The sequence below is a fragment of the Amycolatopsis sp. NPDC102389 genome (assembly GCF_044765885.1).
In the GTDB taxonomy this organism is placed as follows: Bacteria; Actinomycetota; Actinomycetes; order Mycobacteriales; family Pseudonocardiaceae; genus Amycolatopsis.
The window spans coordinates 78,624-96,363 of record NZ_JBIWKX010000013.1 but is presented as its reverse complement, the minus strand read 5'-3'; the positions used below and the strand labels follow the sequence as shown (position 1 = coordinate 96,363).

The 17,740-nt window shown below is 67.7% G+C and carries 22 protein-coding genes; 12 read left to right on the top strand and 10 right to left on the bottom strand.

Annotated features, from left to right (window positions below):
- Positions 1–56 precede the first annotated feature (56 nt).
- Positions 57–959 carry a 4-hydroxy-tetrahydrodipicolinate synthase gene (gene dapA / locus ACIRGA_RS14655; protein ID WP_400940944.1) on the top strand — a complete coding sequence of 301 codons (903 nt, stop codon included), beginning with the start codon at positions 57–59 and terminating at the stop codon, positions 957–959.
- Between the two features lie 231 nt (positions 960–1,190).
- Here dapA and ACIRGA_RS14650 read toward each other — a convergent pair whose 3' ends face one another.
- From ACIRGA_RS14650 to ACIRGA_RS14640, 3 genes are all read right to left on the bottom strand, one after another.
- The gene (locus tag ACIRGA_RS14650; RefSeq protein WP_005151365.1) at positions 1,191–1,538 is read right to left on the bottom strand and encodes an RNA polymerase-binding protein RbpA; all 348 of its coding nucleotides are present in this window, start codon (positions 1,536–1,538) and stop codon (positions 1,191–1,193) included.
- A 226-nt stretch (positions 1,539–1,764) separates the two neighbouring features.
- Positions 1,765–2,523, bottom strand: coding sequence for a thymidine kinase (locus tag ACIRGA_RS14645; protein WP_400940942.1), 759 nt, complete (start codon positions 2,521–2,523; stop codon positions 1,765–1,767).
- Between the two features lie 30 nt (positions 2,524–2,553).
- The gene (locus ACIRGA_RS14640; protein ID WP_400940940.1) at positions 2,554–3,954 is read right to left on the bottom strand and encodes an MFS transporter; all 1,401 of its coding nucleotides are present in this window, start codon (positions 3,952–3,954) and stop codon (positions 2,554–2,556) included.
- A gap of 270 nt (positions 3,955–4,224) precedes the next feature.
- Here ACIRGA_RS14640 and ACIRGA_RS14635 point away from each other — a divergent pair, with 270 nt between their 5' ends.
- Positions 4,225–4,899: a transglycosylase family protein gene (locus ACIRGA_RS14635; RefSeq protein ID WP_400940938.1), complete on the top strand. Its 675-nt coding sequence runs from the start codon at positions 4,225–4,227 to the stop codon at positions 4,897–4,899.
- Between the two features lie 57 nt (positions 4,900–4,956).
- Here the strand turns inward: ACIRGA_RS14635 and ACIRGA_RS14630 are convergent, their stop codons facing one another.
- Positions 4,957–5,736 (bottom strand): glycerophosphodiester phosphodiesterase, encoded by a 780-nt coding sequence (locus ACIRGA_RS14630; protein ID WP_378415854.1) that lies wholly within the window; start codon positions 5,734–5,736, stop codon positions 4,957–4,959.
- A gap of 66 nt (positions 5,737–5,802) precedes the next feature.
- Here ACIRGA_RS14630 and ACIRGA_RS14625 point away from each other — a divergent pair, with 66 nt between their 5' ends.
- Positions 5,803–6,186 carry a hypothetical protein gene (locus ACIRGA_RS14625; RefSeq protein ID WP_400940935.1) on the top strand — a complete coding sequence of 128 codons (384 nt, stop codon included), beginning with the start codon at positions 5,803–5,805 and terminating at the stop codon, positions 6,184–6,186.
- 1 nt (position 6,187) lies between these two features.
- Here ACIRGA_RS14625 and ACIRGA_RS14620 read toward each other — a convergent pair whose 3' ends face one another.
- Positions 6,188–7,168: a tyrosine-type recombinase/integrase gene (locus ACIRGA_RS14620; RefSeq protein ID WP_125787875.1), complete on the bottom strand. Its 981-nt coding sequence runs from the start codon at positions 7,166–7,168 to the stop codon at positions 6,188–6,190.
- Positions 7,169–7,776: 608 nt separating this feature from the next.
- Here ACIRGA_RS14620 and ACIRGA_RS14615 point away from each other — a divergent pair.
- Together ACIRGA_RS14615 and ACIRGA_RS14610 are read left to right on the top strand one after the other, a co-directional pair.
- Complete coding sequence (locus ACIRGA_RS14615) at positions 7,777–8,298, top strand: DUF4303 domain-containing protein (protein WP_400940932.1); 522 nt, start codon at positions 7,777–7,779, stop codon at positions 8,296–8,298.
- Positions 8,299–8,400: 102 nt separating this feature from the next.
- Positions 8,401–8,841: a VOC family protein gene (locus ACIRGA_RS14610; RefSeq protein WP_400940929.1), complete on the top strand. Its 441-nt coding sequence runs from the start codon at positions 8,401–8,403 to the stop codon at positions 8,839–8,841.
- Here the strand turns inward: ACIRGA_RS14610 and ACIRGA_RS14605 are convergent.
- Positions 8,807–9,178 carry a winged helix-turn-helix transcriptional regulator gene (locus ACIRGA_RS14605; protein ID WP_400940927.1) on the bottom strand — a complete coding sequence of 124 codons (372 nt, stop codon included), beginning with the start codon at positions 9,176–9,178 and terminating at the stop codon, positions 8,807–8,809. The two genes, ACIRGA_RS14610 and ACIRGA_RS14605, sit on opposite strands and share 35 nt — an antisense overlap.
- Before the next feature lie 92 nt (positions 9,179–9,270).
- Here ACIRGA_RS14605 and ACIRGA_RS14600 point away from each other — a divergent pair, with 92 nt between their 5' ends.
- Positions 9,271–10,110 carry an SDR family oxidoreductase gene (locus ACIRGA_RS14600; protein WP_400940924.1) on the top strand — a complete coding sequence of 280 codons (840 nt, stop codon included), beginning with the start codon at positions 9,271–9,273 and terminating at the stop codon, positions 10,108–10,110.
- A gap of 49 nt (positions 10,111–10,159) precedes the next feature.
- On the top strand, positions 10,160–10,999 hold the full coding sequence (locus tag ACIRGA_RS14595) for a class I SAM-dependent methyltransferase (RefSeq protein WP_400940922.1): 840 nt from the start codon (positions 10,160–10,162) through the stop codon (positions 10,997–10,999).
- Position 11,000: 1 nt separating this feature from the next.
- Here ACIRGA_RS14595 and ACIRGA_RS14590 read toward each other — a convergent pair whose 3' ends face one another.
- From ACIRGA_RS14590 to ACIRGA_RS14575, 4 genes are read right to left on the bottom strand one after another with little or no spacing between them, the layout of a single operon-like run.
- Positions 11,001–11,642 carry a class I SAM-dependent DNA methyltransferase gene (locus ACIRGA_RS14590; protein WP_400940919.1) on the bottom strand — a complete coding sequence of 214 codons (642 nt, stop codon included), beginning with the start codon at positions 11,640–11,642 and terminating at the stop codon, positions 11,001–11,003.
- A 10-nt stretch (positions 11,643–11,652) separates the two neighbouring features.
- Complete coding sequence (locus ACIRGA_RS14585; RefSeq protein ID WP_400940917.1) at positions 11,653–12,411, bottom strand: putative protein N(5)-glutamine methyltransferase; 759 nt, start codon at positions 12,409–12,411, stop codon at positions 11,653–11,655.
- The gene (locus tag ACIRGA_RS14580) at positions 12,408–13,175 is read right to left on the bottom strand and encodes an NAD(P)-binding domain-containing protein (RefSeq protein WP_400940915.1); all 768 of its coding nucleotides are present in this window, start codon (positions 13,173–13,175) and stop codon (positions 12,408–12,410) included. The genes ACIRGA_RS14585 and ACIRGA_RS14580 overlap by 4 nt, the downstream gene beginning before the upstream one ends.
- A gap of 2 nt (positions 13,176–13,177) precedes the next feature.
- Complete coding sequence (locus ACIRGA_RS14575) at positions 13,178–13,693, bottom strand: DinB family protein (RefSeq protein ID WP_400940912.1); 516 nt, start codon at positions 13,691–13,693, stop codon at positions 13,178–13,180.
- A gap of 144 nt (positions 13,694–13,837) precedes the next feature.
- Here ACIRGA_RS14575 and ACIRGA_RS14570 point away from each other — a divergent pair, with 144 nt between their 5' ends.
- From ACIRGA_RS14570 to ACIRGA_RS14550, 5 genes are all read left to right on the top strand, one after another.
- Positions 13,838–14,371, top strand: a complete 534-nt coding sequence (locus ACIRGA_RS14570; RefSeq protein ID WP_400940910.1) for an RNA polymerase sigma factor — start codon at positions 13,838–13,840, stop codon at positions 14,369–14,371.
- 20 nt (positions 14,372–14,391) lie between these two features.
- Positions 14,392–14,850: a peroxiredoxin family protein gene (locus tag ACIRGA_RS14565; RefSeq protein WP_400940907.1), complete on the top strand. Its 459-nt coding sequence runs from the start codon at positions 14,392–14,394 to the stop codon at positions 14,848–14,850.
- Positions 14,851–14,882: 32 nt separating this feature from the next.
- Positions 14,883–15,488 carry a TetR/AcrR family transcriptional regulator gene (locus tag ACIRGA_RS14560; RefSeq protein WP_400940905.1) on the top strand — a complete coding sequence of 202 codons (606 nt, stop codon included), beginning with the start codon at positions 14,883–14,885 and terminating at the stop codon, positions 15,486–15,488.
- Positions 15,472–17,091 (top strand): acyl-CoA dehydrogenase family protein, encoded by a 1,620-nt coding sequence (locus ACIRGA_RS14555; RefSeq protein ID WP_400940903.1) that lies wholly within the window; start codon positions 15,472–15,474, stop codon positions 17,089–17,091. Before ACIRGA_RS14560 ends, ACIRGA_RS14555 begins: the two co-directional genes overlap by 17 nt.
- 148 nt (positions 17,092–17,239) lie before the next feature.
- Positions 17,240–17,671: a hypothetical protein gene (locus ACIRGA_RS14550; RefSeq protein ID WP_400940900.1), complete on the top strand. Its 432-nt coding sequence runs from the start codon at positions 17,240–17,242 to the stop codon at positions 17,669–17,671.
- Positions 17,672–17,740 lie beyond the last annotated feature (69 nt).

Below are 17,740 nucleotides of genomic sequence, written 5' to 3'. Positions count from 1 at the left end.
TACTCTCCAAAAACCATCGCTGGACCGCAGGTATCGGCGCCGACAGGATCGACCACATGACCGAAACACACTTCGGCTCCAACCTCGTCGCCATGGTCACCCCGATGGAACCTGGCGGGGCGGTCAGCGAATCCGGCCTCACCGCCCTGGTCGACCACCTGCTGGCCACCGGCTGCGACGGCATCGTCGTCGGAGGAACCACCGGGGAGTCGCCCACCCTGACCGACACCGAAGCCGCGCGGCTCGTCCACACCGTGGCGAACCGCGCCGAGAACCGGGCGCGCGTCATCGCCGGCGTCGGCACCTACGACACCACTGCCTGCATCCGACGCGCGAAGGAAGCCGAGGCGGCGGGCGCCGACGCGCTCCTGCTCGTCTGTCCCTACTACTCCAAGCCGACACAGGCCGGAATCGTGGCGCACTGCCAGGCCGTCGCCGACGCCACCGACCTGCCCGTGATGCTCTACGACGTCCCGGCCCGCACCGGGACGGCCATGGCAGCGGCCACCCTGATCGAACTCGCTCGCCACCCCAAGATCCGGGCCGTGAAAGACGCGAAGGGCGACCTGTTCGAAGCGATGACCGTCATGGCCCGCACCCCGCTGGCCTACTACTGCGGCATCGACGAGCTCAACCTGCCCTATCTCGCCGCCGGCGCCACCGGCCTGGTCAGCGTCGTCGGCAACGCCTTCGCCGACCGCAACGCCGAACTCATCGCCGCCGTACGCGGGGGAGACCTCGACACCGCGCGAACGCTCAACGCCGCACTGCTTCCGCTGGCGGAGGCCGTCATGCGCACCTCGCAGGGAGCGATCATGGCCAAAGCCGCACTGGCCGAGCTCGGCGTCATCCCGCACGCGACCGTCCGGCTCCCGCTGCTCGAATCACCGCCCGAGCACCTGCGGCGCCTTCGCGAAGCCCTGACGCCCCTCGGCCTCGGGGCTGTCGCGGTGTCTTAGCCACCTACGCTGCGGCCGATCCCAGAACGGGATCCGTTCGCGCGGTGGTCGTGCGCGATGGGCTCGGTGTCCCCAATGTGGCATTGGGGACACTGGGCGTCTCCAATGCCACATTGGGGGCACCGGGTAGCGGTCCATCCCTGAGTTCCCCTAGACACGGCGAAGCCCCCGCGGAGGGAGGTCGCGGGGGCTTCGCCGATTCGTGGTGGGGCTAGCTACTTGTGCCGTGCGTCAGGCGGACCGGGTGGTCCTGCGTCCCTTCAGCTCGGCGAGACGTTCGTTGAGCAGATCTTCGAGCTCCGGGATCGAACGGCGCTCCAGGAGCATGTCCCAGTGCGTCCTCGGGGGCTTGACCTTCTTCTGCTCGGGCTGCCCGCCGTCCACGATCTCGGACTCGCTGCCGTGCAGCCTGCACTCCCACACCGAGGGGATCTCGGCGTCGTCGGAGAAGGGCACCTCGAACTCGTGGTTCTTGGGGCAGGCGTAGCGCACGGTGCGCCGAGGCGCGAGGTCGTGGTTGCGGTCGGTCTCGTAGCTGACCGCTCCCAGCCGGCTTCCACGGAGAACACGGTCGGCCATGATGGGGGTCCTTTCAGTCAGCTCCGGGTGGAGCCAGGGTGATGCTCACCCTATGCAACGACAATGAGGGCCAGAGGATTCCCTGAACAGCATGTCCTTGCTCACGATGAGCTGTGTCACCCGGTGGCAACAGCTTCTCCTAGTAGGAGTGGTTTCGCGCTCTGGCGTGACGTCAATACGGCCATCTTGGTGCGGATATCCCCCAGATGGGCTAGTAGTACGCCTGTCACGTCAACCGTAACTGACCGTGTTGGGCCGAGGTGGGCCCCAGGTCGCCCAGTCGAAAGTGCCGACGGCACAATACCTGATAACGGACCGTGTTCGGCTCAGCCTCGGAACGTGATGCCGATGAAGTTTCAACTAGCGACTGCTCGGTATCCGCGACCACCACGGTGTCCCCGGCCCGCAGCACCTCACCGTCGGAAACCCGCGCGTTGAACCGCCCCGTCTGCCCGCACCAGCACAACACCTCGACCTGAACCGGCTGCAACTCGTCCGCCAGCTCGAACAACCGCGCCGCACCCGGGAACAACACACTCCGGAAATCCGTCGCGATCCCGAAGCAGTACACGTCGATCTGGACGTCATCGGCCAGTTCAGCCAGCTGATCCACCTGATCGGGCGACAAGAACTGCGCCTCGTCGACGATCAGGTAGTCCACGTGCCGCCCGGCCGCCCACTGCTCACGCACCAGCAACCGCAGATCGGTCTCGTTCCCCACCTCGGTCGCCTTACGCGTCAACCCGATCCGGCTGGTGATCTGCGGCTCCCCGGACCGGTCGTGCCGCACCAGCACCATCCCGCGACGACCCTGCCGCGCGTGGTTGTGGTCGATCTGCAACGCCAGCGTCGACTTCCCGCAGTCCATCGGCCCGTAACAGAACTTCAACTTCCCGACGACCGGCACACCCCGCCGTGAACCCGCCACCGGCACCGACGACAACGCGTCCGTGGGGTCCGGGCCACTCTCCTTCAGTACGGTCACGACGCTCGACCCTATCGGCACGCTCCGCCCTCACAGCACCGCCGGTGGTCGGTTGCCCGCCGCCTCGATCGCCCGGCGCACCGGGACCAGCCACACGAACACGAAACCGAGCACGAAGAAGATCACCAAAGCGATGATCGCGTACCGGAACGAGCCGGTGATCTGCCCGACCGCGGCGAACAACAGGGGACCGAGCCACGACGTCCCCCGCTCGCCGACCACGTACAGCGAGAAGTACTGCGCGTCCTTCCCCTCCGGGATCATCTGCCCGAACAACGACCGGGACAACGCGTTCGTTCCACCCAGCACCAACCCGATCCCGACGGCCACCGCGTAGAACTGCAGCGGCTGGCCGGCCTCGATGAAGAACGCGAAGCACAGCACCACCACCCACGCGACCAGGCTGCCCAAGATCGTCTTCTTCGCCCCGATCCGGGCCGCGATCGCACCATGGATCATCGCGCCGGCGTACGCCAGGAACTGGATCACCAGGATCGTGACGATCAGCACCTGGGTGCTGTACTTCAGCTCGTCCTTGCCGTACTGCGCCGACACCGCCACCACCGTCGTGATCCCGTCGGTGAAGATCAGGTAGCTACCGAGGAACGCCAGCGTCAGGGGATAGGCCCGCGCGTCCTTGATCGTCCGCTTCAGCTCCTTGAACCCGGCCGTCAGCACCGACAGACCACGCTCCGACGACTTCGGCACGTGGGTCTGGGGGAGTGCGCGCACCGCCGGGAACGTGAACACCGCCCACCAGATCCCCGACGTCAGGAAGCAGATCCGGACGGCGAGCGACTCGCTCACCCCGAAGGACTCGTGCCCCATGAAGAACCCGAGCTGCAGCGCCAACGCCAAACCGCCGCCGAGATACCCGAACGCCCACCCCTTCGACGACACAGCGTCCCGCTCGTCCGGCTCCGCGATGTCCACCAGGAACGAGTAGTAGACGACCAGCGCACCGCCGTAGCCGATGTTGGCCAGGATGAACGTCCAGACCCCGACCTCCCAGTTCGTCCCCGCGATGAAGAACATCAGCGCCGACGCCACCGCCCCCAGGAACGCGAACCCGCCGAGGATCCGCCGCTTGTGCCTGCTGCGGTCCGCGATCGCACCGGCGATCGGCAGCACCAGCACCTGGGTCACCGTCGCGATCGACAGCAGATACCCCCACAGCGACCCGGCCGGGAACTGCAGCCCGAACAACGAGACGTCGCAGTTCTGCAGAGTGCTCGAAGCTCCACTCGAATCGGTGCACGCCCTGTCCCCGTTAAGGGTGAAATTCGCCTTCGCGTCCGCGGACGCGATCTCGCTCAAATAGAGCGCGCCGAAGACGGTGATCACCGACGAATAGAACGGCGAATTGGCCCAGTCGTAGAGGTACCAAGCCCGCCACACCCGCTTGCGTTCGCGGGTCACGGCCACCGTCATGCACAGCTCCTGAAGTCGAGAACGTCGAGGTCAGCGGGAGACTACTGGCGATCACGCCCACCTGTCCGGCACTAGTCCGGACCGTGTTCGTTTCGACGCGAGACGAACCCTCTCCGGACACCTTCCCGACCATCGTCGGCGTGTCGCTGCCACGATTCCCGTGTGTTTCATGTGAGGCTGGTGTGCGAGCTGTGACTCTTGTGAAGCAAGTGTCCAGTATTTACTGTTCCGCTCATGAGGACCCATCGCCTTCGCACAGCACACCGCGTAGTGGCGAGAACGCTCCTGCTCGCCCTCGCCGTCACGGGCCTGCAGATCGCCACCACCGGATCCGCCGCCGCGGATCCCCACGGCTCCTACTGGTCCAAGCTCCGCATGTGTGAATCGAGCGGGCGCTACAACATCAACACCGGCAACGGCTACTACGGCGCCTACCAGTTCGACCTGCCCACGTGGCGCAGCGTCGGCGGCCAAGGACGCCCCGACCAGGCCGCGCCCCGCGAACAGGACTACCGGGCCCTCTACCTCTACCGCATGCGCGGCTGGCAACCCTGGGAATGCGCCGGCAAACTCGGCTTCCGCAACGACAGCGACGGTCGCAGCAAACGCGTCCCGTCCTACGCCGACTCCGCCTACATCGGCGGGGGAGGACAACCCGCACCGCCGCCCCCGCCCAAGCCGAAGCCCACCCCGCCCGGTCCGCCTGGCGGCCCCAAACCCGACTGGCCCGGCGTCGTCTACGCCTACGGCGATTGCGCGGTACCGCTCAAGCAGTTCCAGCTGCGGATGAACGCCTTCGGCTACGGCTTCACCGGAACAGGCTGCTACTACGACAAAACCCGCGAAGCCGTCCTCGCCCTCCAGCGCGCGAACGGCATCAACGACTCAGGACGGCTCGGCCCCAAGACCTGGGAAGCCGCCTGGAACGGCAAAGCACCCCGGTAACCCTCGCGTTTAGTCCTCTAAATGCGCTTAGAACGCATTTAGAGGACTAAACGCGGGTCAGGAAGGCCAAGAACCCCGCTCGCGAAGTACCTCACGCAGCAGATCCGGCCGATCCGTCACGATCCCGTGCACCCCCAGATCCAGCAGCAACCGCATCTCCGCCGGATCGTCCACCGTCCACGTGTGCACCTCGAAACCCCCGCGCGTCGCCTGCCGCAGGAACGCGCGGTCCACCACCTTCAACCGCCCCTGCCGCACCGGCACCTGCGCCATCGCACCCCGCGACAACGCCCGCAGCGAGAACAACGGCAAGAACCCGTTCGCCCACATCACCGCCACCGAACGCGGCCCCATCGCCGTCACCAGCTTCGGCCCCGCCAGCTTCCGGATCCGGGCCAACCGCGCATCGGAGAACGACGCCGCCGCGACCCGGTCATGCGCACCGGTCCGCTCGATCGCCCGGACGAAGGGCTCCACCGCCTCGTTCGACTTCACGTCGATGTTGAACCGCGCCTCCGGCAACTCCTCGAGCACGTCCTCCAGCCGGGACAACGGCGCACGACCCCCGATCTTGACCGTCCGGAGCTGCGCCCACGTCTGCCGGGAGATCAATCCAGCGCCATCGGTCGTCCGGTCCAACGACGCGTCGTGATGCACGACCACCACACCATCCGAGGTCGCGTGCACATCCGTCTCGAGATAGCGGTAACCCTCCGTCACCGCCTGCTGGAAGGCCGGCAACGAGTTCTCCAGTCCTTCCAGGTCACCGAGGTGCCAGCCACGATGGGCGAAGGCACGCGGGAGCGGATCGGCGAGGTACGGAAAGAGTGTCGGCACCCCACTAGTGTGCACTTCGGCCGTGGCCCCGGCATGATCGTCGGATGGCCAGCTAGGGTCTGATCCGTGAGGGAAGTGGCCGAGCACCCGAAAACGTCCGCCGAAGAGGTGTCCGAGTTACGCCGTGCGGGGGCACCCAAACACTGCGGATGGTGCGGCCGTCGGCTCGAACAAGGCGGCAACGTCGGCAGGCGCCGCCGCTACTGTGGGCAATCGTGCCGTCAGCGGGCCTACGAACGCCGGACCGCGCTCCAGCGCAGCGGCCTTCCCGAAGACGCCGTCGTCCTCTCCGACACCGAGATCGCCACCCTGCAGGACAGGCTCTTCCAGCTCCGCTGCGCCGCCGAGGACGTCGTCACCGCGGCCGACGACGGCGCCTCCGTCACCGAACTTCGCAGCCTGGCGGGGGAAATCGCCCAGGCAGCCAAGGACCTCGAGCAGCTCCGCTGACCTACACGATCCCGTCGAGTGCCCGGTACGTCCGGTTGCTCGCGGCCGCGGCCCGCTGCTCACGACCAGTCGCCTCGATGTAGTTCTGGCTGGTCGCCAGGCTCGCGTGCCCCAGCAGTGCCATGATCTCCGACGCCGTCGCGCCGTCCTCCGCCAGCCGTGTCGCGAAGGTGTGCCGCAACGCGTGGAGGTTCGCCCCGACCGGCACGCGGTCGTGCAGGCCCGCCCACCGGTAGCAGGATTTGACCAGGTACTCCAACGCGCCGCGGCCGATCGGCTCGCCGGCGCGATCCCGGAGGAGGGGAGTGGAGGGCCCGAACCGCTGCTGCGGGAAGCGCCGACGGCACGAAGCCAAGTACTCCTCGATGATCTTCTCCATGATCGGCTGCACCGGGATCGACCGATCTCGGCTTCCCTTTCCGTGAACGTGCAACCGCATCTCACCTTGACGGCCGACCAGCGACCGCGCCGTCAGGGCTCGCATCTCCGCCGCGCGCAGCCCGGCGACCAAGCCGAGCGCGATCACCAGCACGTCCCGCTCCGGCCACGGATCCCGCGTCCGGCGTGAACCGTCGGCGGCGGCCGCGAGCAACTGCTCCGGGGTTTCCTCGCCCCGCAAGGGTTTCGGAGTCAACGGAGGCGCCTTCGGCCGGGCGACGGCGCCCATCGGATTGCCCGCGAGCAGCCCATCGGACACGCAAAAGGTGAGAAACTGGTTCCAGGTCGACCACGCGCGCAGAACGGAGCTCTTCGCGTGGGTGTCCGCGAAGGCACCGAAGGCGTTGCGGAGCGCCTGGGCGGTAAGCATCTCGACGGTGAGTTCGTCAGGGGAGCGGCCCAGCTCGCGGAGCAGAAGGGCGGTGATGCCGGCGAGGTCGCGGCGGTAGGCGTCGGTGGTGTGAGGAGAATCCTTACGGGGACGACGTGCGGCGAAAAAGGCTTGCTGTGCCTCGGAAACCCTCATGAGCATCTTGTACCGCATGGCACCGACAGTCTTACACTGGGTTATATTCCGTTTCATGCATAATAGTGATTATGCATGAAACGGAGTGACGGGTCCGGAAACCCCTCACGGGGGATCTCGGTTCGCTCGCCCTCTCCGGAGTGCCGGAAAAGGGTGCTCATGACGTTTTTCGTCCTGCAGGCCCTTTCATGACACTCCGGGTCGCCTGACTGGGACTTGAGTCCGAGCCGGCGCCGGACTGAGCTGCCCGGCAAGATCCATCCAGGCATGAGGCGTCCATTGATCATCAACAGCCCTGCGAGATCCACATCGATTCGTCACAGTGACGTATTGAGGCCGAGTGATCGGACCTCGGTTTCTCATCCTCGGGGGCGTCCCGAGGCGTCCTGGAGCGTCAGGCTCCGGCCTCCTGCGGGGAGAGCTGAAGGGGCGGATGCTCGCGTCGGACGCGGCGAGGGGCCCTTTCCCTGCATGACATGCGACGAAAGGGTCCTTCGGCGCACTGCAGAGACCCCTCTTGGCCCACCTTATCCAGGTCAGCCAAAGTGCCGATAATGTACATTATGTCAAGTAGGGTCAAGGGGCATCCTCCCTCGGTTCGCGGCGAGGTGTGGTTCGATGCCCTCGTGATTCCCGCCGAAGCCGACCTTGCCGACGCGTTGACCACGGCCGCTCGTGCGGCTGTCACCGACCTGTTCCGCGACAACCCCGGCCACACGTTCTACTACGTCACGCTGACCACGCCCAGCGAGGCGTTCGGCCCGGCGCTGTCGGCGTGGTCGCGTGAGACGCTGGCGCAGCGAGCCGATGCCGACGCTGTCCGCTACTCCTACGCCGATTCGCCGTTTTCGATTGTGGGCGAGGAATACCTGAAGCCGGTCCGCGAGCTGTTCGCCGCCCGGCCGGAGGTGTTCGACCTCGACGACGAAGCGTCCGACGCGGAGTTCGATCTTCGGCTGCGTGCGATGGAGACGGCGCTGCGCAGGCTGTCCGATGAAGGACTGTTCGGCGTCGGCGAGGCTCGCGCGGATGTGCTGGTTCTGGTCGAGGTCGTTCCTGACGACGAGGACAACGTCGCCCGGGCCCGCCGGCTCAATCCGCCTGGGCCGGCACTGGATGCCTGGCTCGCCTGCTGGGACCTCGGCTGATCAGCACTCCCCTTCGGCAGCCACTGAATACACGACACAAGATGTCGCGTATTCAGTGGAATGCTCTAGCCATTCGCTTATACGAAGGGGAATTGCATTCAGATGGGGTCTCGACTCAACCCGTACATCAGGTATAACGGGAACGCACGTCAGGCGATGGAGTTCTACCAGGAGGTGCTCGGCGGCAAGCTGGAGATCGGCACGATCGCGGATTTCGGCTCGCCTGGCTCCCTCAGCGCCGACAAGGTCATGCACGCCCAGCTCGACACTTCGAGCGGATTCACGCTGATGGCTTGCGATGTTGCCGGCCAGGTCGAGGACGTGCCCCACTCCCCTGGCAACAACGTCGCGGTCTACCTCGGCGGCGATGGCGAGCTTCGCGGGTATTTCGAGCAGTTGTCCGTCGGCGGCACCGTGACCATGCCTCTGGAGAAGCAAGTGTGGGGTGACGAGGCCGGCGCGCTCGTGGACAGGTTCGGGATCTCCTGGATGTTCAACATCACCAGCGCTACTTCGGTTCGGCCGGAGCCACTCGCCGGGTGATCCGGTCGAACAGTTCCACCAGCGGCTCGCTGACGTCCCGGCCGAAGTCCGTCAGCCCGTAGGTGACCTGCGGCGGCGTCGTGGGCTCGACCTGTCGCCAGATCAGGCCATCCTGGACGAGCGCGCGCAGGGACTGGGCGAGCATCTTCTCGCTGATCCCCTGGATGCTCTCGCGGAGCTCGTAGAAGCGGAGATCGTTGTGCTGCAACGAGATCAGCACCCAGATCCCCCACCGGCTCGTGACGTGGTCGACCACGTCACTGGCGGCGCAGTCGGTGTGAAACACCTCATAGCGCGGCTCTGCGTCGGCCGGTTTGAACTGCGTGCCTCCTGCCATGCCAGGAGCTTACCTCGGGGTATGTACTTACCAAAAGTTAGCCGCCTTCCCTAGCGTCGTCGCCACGAGAAGATCGATCGAAGGAGCTGTTCATGATCGTGGTGACCGGAGCTACCGGGAACATCGGCAAGCCGTTGACGCAGGCGCTGGCCGAGGCAGGCGAGCAGGTGACGTCGGTGTCGCGGCATGCCGCGGTGGCACCGCCCGGCGGCAGGCATGTGGTGGCCGATCTGGCCGACCCTGCCGGGCTGGAGCGGACGTTGGCCGGAGCAAAGGCGTTGTTCTTGCTGCTTTCCGGTGATCTGCATGCCATCGGGGCGAACCCGGCCGACATCATCGGCCGGGCCGCTGCGGCGGGGGTCCGCCGGGTCGTGCTGCTCTCCTCGCTGGGAGTGGCGACGCGACCGTTCGGTACGACGCGGATCGCGATGCGTGAGCTGGAGGACGTGGTGCGGGAGTCCGGTTTGGACTGGGCGATCCTGCGGCCGGGTGGTTTCGCGTCCAATGCACTGTGGTGGGCGGATTCGGTCCGCTCGCGGCAGGTGGTCGCGGCGCCGTTCGGGGATACCGGGGTGCCGATCGTCGATCCGGCGGATATCGCGGAGGTCGCGGCCGCTTGTCTGGTGGACGATCGGTATCTCGGCGACGTCTACGAGCTGACCGGTCCGGCGGTGATCACGCCGCGCGAGCAGACCGAGGTCCTCGCTGACGCGCTGGGCTCACCGGTGCGGTTTCACGAGCTCACCCGTGCCGAGGCCAAGGCGGGGATGGCCCAGAGCATGCCGGCGGAGCTGGCGGACGACACGCTGGACATTTTGAGTTCTCCGACTCCGGCGGAGTTGCGGGTGAGCCCGGATGTGAGCCGGGTCCTCGGCCGTGCTCCGCGGTCGTTCGCCGATTGGGCGGCGAGGAACGTCGAAGCTTTCCGCTGACGGGTTCGCGCTAGGGTCGTCCCCTATATCGAACCTGGGGGTTACCGAAATGTCCGAGAGCACCGCTGTCCGCGTCGATCCGTCCAACGAGCGGATGTTGAAGGCGTGGGACGGTGACGACGGCTCGTTTTGGGCGAGGCGCGCGCAGCGTTTCAACGACGGTGTCGCTGCTTATGGCGACACGTTTTTCGCCGCGGCCGGGATCCAGCCGACGGACAAGGTGCTCGACGTCGGTTGCGGTGCGGGGCAGACGACGCGGGACGCGGCTCGGCAAGCCACTGACGGTTCGGCGCTCGGTGTGGACCTGTCCACTGAGATGCTCGGGGTCGCTCGTCGGCTCGCCGAGGAGGAGCGTGTTCCCAACGTCTCGTTCGAGCAGGTGGACGCGCAGGTCCATCCGTTCGGCGAGGCGCGGTTCGACGTGGTGATCAGCAGGCATGGCTCGATGTTCTTCGGTACTCCCCTGGCCGCGTTCGCCAATCTGGCCAGGGCGACCCGGCCGGGTGGTCGTCTGGTCCTGCTGACGTGGCAGCCGTTGCGGCTCAACGAATGGATCACCACGTTCCGGACGATCTTCGCGGCGGGTCGTGAGGTGCCTTCGTCGGATCTCGCGCTGAGCGATCCGGCCGAGACCGAGAAGTTGCTGGTCTCCGCCGGGTACGCCGACGTCCGGTGCACCGCGGTGAACAAGCCGATGTACTTCGGCGAGGACGTCGATGACGCGGCAGAGTTCATCGTCGAGCAGCACGGTGGGCGGTTGAGCGATCTGGACGAGGCCGCGCGAGCCGGTGCGATCGAGGCTTTGCGGGCCGATCTCGCCGAGCACCAGGCCGACCGAGGCGTTTTCTACGGCTCGGCGGCCTGGCTCGTCGAGGCCCGGCGTCCTTGAGCTACTGCTTGCGGGCGATCAGGTATGCCTGTGGTGTGCTTTCGAATTCTTCGGACGGTTCACGGACGAGGGTGGAGAGCACGCTGAACTTCGCCTCCCCCAGCTGCTCGGCGATCTTCTCGGGCGAGAGGCGGTAGGCGTCGCAGGAGATGTCGTGCCCGTACGCGTGCTCGATGTGGCGTACTTCGTCGCCGACCTGGAAGGCCACGAGCAGGTGGCCGCCCGGGGCGAGGATGCGGTGGAAGTCGGCGAAGATCTCCGGCAGCCGCTCTCGTGGTGTGTGGATGATGGAGTACCACGCGACGACGCCGGCCAGTGCACCGTCCTCAATGGACAAACCGGGCATCTCCCCGACCTGGAAGTCGAGGTGCGGATACCACTTGCGGGCGACGGCGACCATCTCCGGGGAGAGGTCGATGCCGTGGATGTCGAGCCCCAGGCCGTGGAGGTACTCGGTGATGCGGCCGGGTCCGCAGCCGATCTCGGCGACGCGTCCGCCGCCGGCGGCCTGGACGAGTTCGGCGTACGCGCCGAGCATGGCCCTGTCCCAGGTGGATCCGGCGAGGTGGTCGCGGAGGAGTTCGGCGTAGTCGGCCGCGACCGTGTCGTAGGCGGTGCGGGTCGTTTGGAGGTAGTCGGTCACGGCGGCGACCCTAGCCCCTGGCACCGACAACAATCGTCGCGTACAGCTCGTCGTCGGTGATCACTTCCGGGGTCAAACCGTTGTGCGCCATGGCTTCCGCAGTGTTCGCGGCTTGACTTTCGCCGGTTTCGATCAGCAGGTGCCCGCCTGGTGCGAGCCACTGGGGTGCTTCGGCGGCGACACGGCGGTGGACGTCGACGCCGTCGTGTCCGCCGTCGAGTGCCACGCGGGGTTCGTGTTCGCGCGCCTCGGGCGGCATCATCGCGATGGCGTCGGTGGGGACGTACGGGGCGTTGACGACCAGGATGTCGACGCGGCCTCGGAGCGACGCGGGAAGTGGTGTGTAGAGGTCGCCTTCGAAGACCTCTCCCCCGGCTTGGGCGACGTTCTTTCGGGCGCAGCGGACGGCGGCGGGTTCGATGTCGGCCGCGTAGAGCCGGATTTCGCCGAGTTCGGCGGCGATGGCGGCGCCGAGCGCGCCGGTGCCGCAGCAGAGGTCGAGGACCACCGCTCCCGGCGGGGCGAGGGTGACGGCGTGGCGGACGAGGAGTTCGGAGCGTTGCCGTGGCACGAAGACGCCGGGTTCGACGGCGATGCGGAGCCCGTGGAATCCGGCCCAGCCGAGGATGACTTCGAGTGGTTCGCCGTCAACGCGGCGTCGGACCATGGTGTCGAGCTCGGCCGGGGTCCGGGCTTCGGTGGTGAGGAGCCGGGCTTCGTCTTCGGCGAAGACGCACCCGGCCGCCCGGAGCCGGTCGGTGATGGTCATTCGTCCCGCAGTCTGGTGAGGACTCCGTCGAGTGCCTCGCGGACGGTGTCGGGGACGCCGTTGGTGCGCAGGTCGGTGAGGAACTGTTCGTTGAGCCCGCCGGGGGTCATGTGTTTTCCGGTGAGGGTTTCGAGGGAGCCTTTCTGTACGGCGAGGGAATGGCCGAGCTGGCCGAAGATGTGGCTGGTGAAGGCGGTCGCCGTGGTGTCGTCGATGCCCTGGTCGGTCATCCAGGCGGCGATGGTGCCGAGGTAGTCGAGGTGGGCGGCGAAGGTGGCGGTGGCGCCGCTGAAGACGTTGAGGTCTTTTTCGGCGGCGGGGACGACACTGCCGCCGATGCTGTCGAAGAGGGCTCGGGCTTCGGTGTTGTCGGGGTACATCGCGGTGAGGCTTTGGCGGCGCGCGGCCGGCGGCAGCGGGATGCTCCGGACGACTTCGCCCGCGGGGGCGGCCCAGTCGCGCAGCCGGTCGAGGGGAACACCGGCGAGGGCGCTGATCAGGACGTGCTCGGGCCGGAAGGTGAGGTCCCGGAGGACTTCTTCGGCGATCGGCGGGCGGACCGCGAGGATGATCGTCGTGGCGCTGTCGACGACGGCTTGGTTGCTGTCGCGGACTTCGACGTTGGCGAAGCGGGCTGAGAGTTCTTGTCCGACGCTGCGGCTGCGGGGTGAGAGGAAGATCGAGGGCGGGTCGGCGATGTCCTTGCTGAGGCCTTCGACGATGGCGGCGGTGATCTCGCCCGTGCCGATGAATCCGTATTCCATCCTCAGGCTCCCGTTCGACCGTCGACGCGTTCGCGGATGAGGTCGGCGTGGCCGTTGTGGCGGGCGTACTCGCCGATCATGTGGATGTAGAGCATGCGGAGCGAGAACGGTTTTCCGCCGACGTCGAAGGTGTCGTCGAGGGGTCGTCCGGCGGCGGCCTCGTCGGCCAGGCGGATCTCTTCGAGGAGGATGTCGTAGGCCTCTTCGGCTTTGGCGGCGTCGATGGCTTCGAAGTCGTGGTCCTTGCCGAGGGCGGGGTCGTAGAGGGGTCCGATGTCCTGGGCGGTGTAGTGCAGGCGGAACCAGATGCGTTCGACCTTGGCGAGGTGGCGGACGAGGCCGAGGAGGGTGAGGTTGGAGGGCGGGACCGACGCCTGGGCGAGTTGTTCTCCGGTGAGACCGGCGAGTTTGTGGAGGAAGGTGCCGCGGTGCCAGTTCAGCAGGGAGGGCAGGAGGACCTGCTCGTCGGCGGCGGTGTCGCCGGAGGGTCGGGTCACCTCGGGGGCGGTCCATGTCATAGCGGCGATCATGCCATCGGGTGACGTGGGCTTCGTGGTGCGCCTGCCGGGGTGAGCGGGGTCACGTTGGGCGGGCTGAATCCTTTCGCGGGGTTCGCGGCTCTTGTAAGGGCCGGGACAAGCTCGGCGCGGGAGGAGGTTGTCGTGGAGGCCGATTGGCCGCGGGACTCGTTGATCGTGGCGGCGCAGGGCGGGGACGCGTCCGCCATCGCCGCTTTGGTCTCGGGTTCCCATCCGCATGTGCAGCGGTTCGCGCGGTCGTTGTGCGCTTCGCCGGAGGACGCGGAGGATTCGGCGCAGGAGGCGCTGATCATCCTGTACCGGAAGATCGGCACGCTGCGGGCCACCGGTGCGCTGGCGTCGTGGATGTTCCGGATCGTGCGCAACGAATGTCTCCGGCGGGCCCGCCGGACGTTGCGTGGTGACGATCTGGCGGATTCCGTCGTGATGGTGTCGGCCGAAGAAGACGCCTTGGATCGGCTGGAGGCGCAACGGGTGGCCGCGGCGATCGCCGAGTTGCCCGCTGACCAACGTCGCGTCTTGATCATGCGTGACATCCAGGGCTTTTCGGGCCGGGCGGTCGCGGACGCGCTCGGGCTGAGCCCGGCGGCGATGAAGTCCCGGCTGCACCGCGCGCGGGCGACGGTCCGGTCCCTTCTCGACAACCCCACTTCCTGATCTTCTTTTGAGGAGTCTTCATGCTCGAAATCGGTTCCACCGTCCCTGATGTCGCTCTGGAGGACACGGCCGGGCAGGTCGTGCGGCTCTCGGAGTTTCGTGGCACGGGGAACGTGCTGATCTATTTCATGCGGTCGACCTCGTGCCCGGTCTGCAACAGCCATGTGAAGGACCTCGTGGGGCGGGCCGAGGAGCTGGCCGCCGCCGATGTGCGCGTGCTGGTCGCCGTCCCGGAGCGCCGGGCGGAGGCGGAGGCGTGGCGGGCGAAGCGTGGGGTGCCGTTCCGGGTGGTGACCGGCCGGGGTGGTACGCCGCACGAGGCCTTCGGGCTGGGGAAGAAGCTGATGCAGCAGTCGGGCAGCGTGCTGTTCGACCGGGGCGGGGTGGTCCGTCATGCCCATGCGGCGACCATGCCGACCAGCGCTTATGACAAGAAGGGCATCGCCAGGGCCGTCGAGGAGCTCACCAAGGTGCGTTGACTGAAGGTGTGAATCGGTGCTTCACTTCTTGGGTGCCGTATCGACGTACACCGAAGGTCCAGGAGCGTTTGGACGCCCAGCGCGACGCCGTCCTCGCCGCCGCGATGGAGCAGCTTGCCGAGCGCGGGTACGCGGGCTGCTCGGTCTCGGCGGTCGCGGAACGGGCGGGGGTGGCGGTCGGCAGCGTGTACCGCCACTTCCCCACCAAGGCCGCGCTCGTCGTGGAGCTGTTCCGGAAGGTCGTCACGCGTGAGGTCGAGGCTGTGCGCGAGGTGTCGGAGCTGCCCGGTGCACCGGCCGAGCGGGTCGTGGCCGTCTTCGACACCTTCGCGAGCCGGGCGTTGAAGACCCCGCGGATGGCGTACGCGCTGTTGGCCGAGCCTGTGGACGCGCCGATCGAGGCCGAGCGGCTGGTGTTCCGGCGCGCGTTCCGTGACGTCGTCGCCCAGCACGTGGCCGATGGCGTCCGGTCCGGGGCCCTGCCCGCCCAGGACGCGGACATCACCGCGGCGGCGCTCGTCGGCGCGGCCGCCGAGGTGCTGATCGGCCCGTTGACCACCGGCAGTGCGGACGAGGTGTCCGGGCTGCGCACTTTCGTCCTGCGTTCCTTGGGAGGTTCCGATGCCGAGCACTCATGAGGTCACCAATCAGGTCCCGCCGCTGGCGGAGTACGACGTCGCCGCCGATCCGGCGTTGCTGGAGGGGCTGGAGCGGGCGGGCGCGGGCTGGGCGGTGGCCGAGGTGCACGCCCTCGGCAGGCTGGCCGGGAGTGAGCAGGCGCAGGAGTGGGGCAGGCTGGTCAACGAGAACGAGCCGGTGCTGCGCACGCACGACCGGGTCGGGAACCGGATCGACGAGGTCGAGTTCCACCCGTACTGGCACGAGCTGATGGACGTCGCGGTGTCCTACGGGCTGCACGCGGCGCCGTGGCGGGATCCCCGGCCGGGCGCGCACGCGGCGCGGGCGGCGAAGATGTACGTCTGGGGCCAGGTCGACGCGGGGCACACATGCCCGATTTCGATGACGTACGCGGCGGTCCCGGCGTTGCGGTTCAACCCCGAGCTGTCCGCGCGGTACGAGCCGTTGCTGGCGGCGACGGAGTACGACTTCGGGCTGCGTGAGCCGAGTTCGAAGCGCGGTCTCATCGCCGGGATGTCGATGACGGAGAAGCAGGGCGGTTCCGACGTCCGGGCGAACACGACCACGGCGCGTCCGCTCGGGGACGGTAGTTATGTGATCGTCGGGCACAAGTGGTTCACCTCGGCGCCGATGTCGGACATGTTCCTGACGCTGGCCCAGGCGCCGGGCGGGCTGTCGTGTTTCCTGCTCCCCCGGGTCCTGCCGGACGGCTCGCGCAACGGGATCCGGTTGCAGCGGCTGAAGGACAAGCTGGGCAACCGGTCCAACGCGTCGTCGGAGATCGAGTACGACGACGCGATCGGCTGGCTGGTCGGCGAGGAAGGCCGTGGCGTGCGCACCATCATCGAGATGGTGAACAACACCCGGCTGGACTGCGCGGTCGGGAGTGCGTCGGGGATGCGGTACGGCGCCGTGCGGGCGATCCACCACGCGCGTCATCGTCGCGCGTTCGGGGCGAATCTGGTGGATCAGCCGCTGATGGGCAACGTGCTGGCGGACCTCGTCGTGGAGTCCGAGGCGGCGACGACGGTCGGGATGCGGCTGGCGTCGGCCACCGACCGGCCGGACGACGAGCAGGAGCAGGCGTTCCGGCGGCTGGGGCTGGCGGTGACGAAGTACTGGGTGTGCAAGCGCGGCCCGTCGCACGCGGTCGAGGCGCTGGAATGCCTGGGCGGCAACGGGTACGTCGAGGAATCGGGGATGCCGCGGCTCTACCGCGAGGCTCCGCTGATGTCGATCTGGGAGGGTTCGGGCAACGTCGCGGCGCTCGACGCGCTGCGGGCCATGGCGAAGCAGCCGGAGTCGGTGGCGGCGTACTTCACCGAGGTCGAGCAGGCGTCCGGCGCCGACACACGGCTGGACGACGCGGTGGGCAGGCTGCGCAAGGAGTTGTCCGACCTGTCGGACATCGAGTACCGGGCGCGGCGGCTGGTCGAGTCGATGGCGCTGGTGCTGCAGGGTTCGTTGCTGGTACGGCACGGGACGCCGGCGGTGGCCGACGCGTTCTGCGCGTCGCGGCTGGGCGGCGACTGGGGTGTCGCGTTCGGGACGCTTCCGTCCGGTGTGGACACCAAGGCGATCATCGCCCGCGCGGAGGTCTGAGGTCCCACGCTCTGTGCCCGCATGACCACGTCGTGCGGCGGTCCGGTCGGTTCCCCCGGCCGGACCGGCCCAGGGCACTGCGAACGGCCGCGGGATTGCGGAATTCGGGTGCATCCAGGAGCCCGCGGGTCGGCTACGTTCGTCGGTCATGGTCGATCGTCGAAGATGCCTGGTCCTGGTTCCCCTGGTGCTGTTCGCCGCCGGTTGTTCGACGGCCGAGCCGACGCCGATCTTCGCCGCGGCGAGTTCGACTACGCCTGCGGAGAACGTGCCGTTGGCCGGGGTCGCGGCTCCGTCCGGTGCGCCGTTCGTCGCGGTGGACGGGCGGGATCTGAGAGCCTGCTCCGACGGGGAGTGTGAGGTGCTGGTGCGGACCGGCGATCAGATTCCCAACGACGGCGGTGCCGGGCCGCTGTCGGTCACGGTCCAGGCGGGGAAGGTGGGTCTCGCCCCCTCATCCGGCGGGATGGGCAGTGCGGTGTCCGGTCCGCCGGGGATGACGCATCAGATCAACCGGCAGGTGATCGTCATCGTCGCGGTACAGGACGGTGAAGGGATCGTCCGGCTCAGCAGGAAGTAACGGACCGCGCCGGGGGTCGTGAAGTTCCCACCGGAAGTTCGGATCGGAGTCCCCTGTCCGCGTTCTGTA

What these genes read in the sequence shown, in the direction of transcription:
- dapA (WP_400940944.1), top strand. Translation starts at nt 57, where the DNA reads ATGACCGAAACACACTTCGGCTCCAACCTCGTCGCCATGGTCACCCCG.
- ACIRGA_RS14650 (WP_005151365.1), bottom strand. Translation starts at nt 1,538, where the DNA reads ATGGCCGACCGTGTTCTCCGTGGAAGCCGGCTGGGAGCGGTCAGCTAC.
- ACIRGA_RS14640 (WP_400940940.1), bottom strand. Translation starts at nt 3,954, where the DNA reads ATGACGGTGGCCGTGACCCGCGAACGCAAGCGGGTGTGGCGGGCTTGG.
- ACIRGA_RS14620 (WP_125787875.1), bottom strand. Translation starts at nt 7,168, where the DNA reads ATGCGGTACAAGATGCTCATGAGGGTTTCCGAGGCACAGCAAGCCTTT.
- ACIRGA_RS14610 (WP_400940929.1), top strand. Translation starts at nt 8,401, where the DNA reads ATGGGGTCTCGACTCAACCCGTACATCAGGTATAACGGGAACGCACGT.
- ACIRGA_RS14605 (WP_400940927.1), bottom strand. Translation starts at nt 9,178, where the DNA reads ATGGCAGGAGGCACGCAGTTCAAACCGGCCGACGCAGAGCCGCGCTAT.
- ACIRGA_RS14600 (WP_400940924.1), top strand. Translation starts at nt 9,271, where the DNA reads ATGATCGTGGTGACCGGAGCTACCGGGAACATCGGCAAGCCGTTGACG.
- ACIRGA_RS14595 (WP_400940922.1), top strand. Translation starts at nt 10,160, where the DNA reads ATGTCCGAGAGCACCGCTGTCCGCGTCGATCCGTCCAACGAGCGGATG.
- ACIRGA_RS14585 (WP_400940917.1), bottom strand. Translation starts at nt 12,411, where the DNA reads ATGACCATCACCGACCGGCTCCGGGCGGCCGGGTGCGTCTTCGCCGAA.
- ACIRGA_RS14580 (WP_400940915.1), bottom strand. Translation starts at nt 13,175, where the DNA reads ATGGAATACGGATTCATCGGCACGGGCGAGATCACCGCCGCCATCGTC.
- ACIRGA_RS14575 (WP_400940912.1), bottom strand. Translation starts at nt 13,693, where the DNA reads ATGACATGGACCGCCCCCGAGGTGACCCGACCCTCCGGCGACACCGCC.
- ACIRGA_RS14565 (WP_400940907.1), top strand. Translation starts at nt 14,392, where the DNA reads ATGCTCGAAATCGGTTCCACCGTCCCTGATGTCGCTCTGGAGGACACG.
- ACIRGA_RS14555 (WP_400940903.1), top strand. Translation starts at nt 15,472, where the DNA reads ATGCCGAGCACTCATGAGGTCACCAATCAGGTCCCGCCGCTGGCGGAG.
- ACIRGA_RS14550 (WP_400940900.1), top strand. Translation starts at nt 17,240, where the DNA reads ATGGTCGATCGTCGAAGATGCCTGGTCCTGGTTCCCCTGGTGCTGTTC.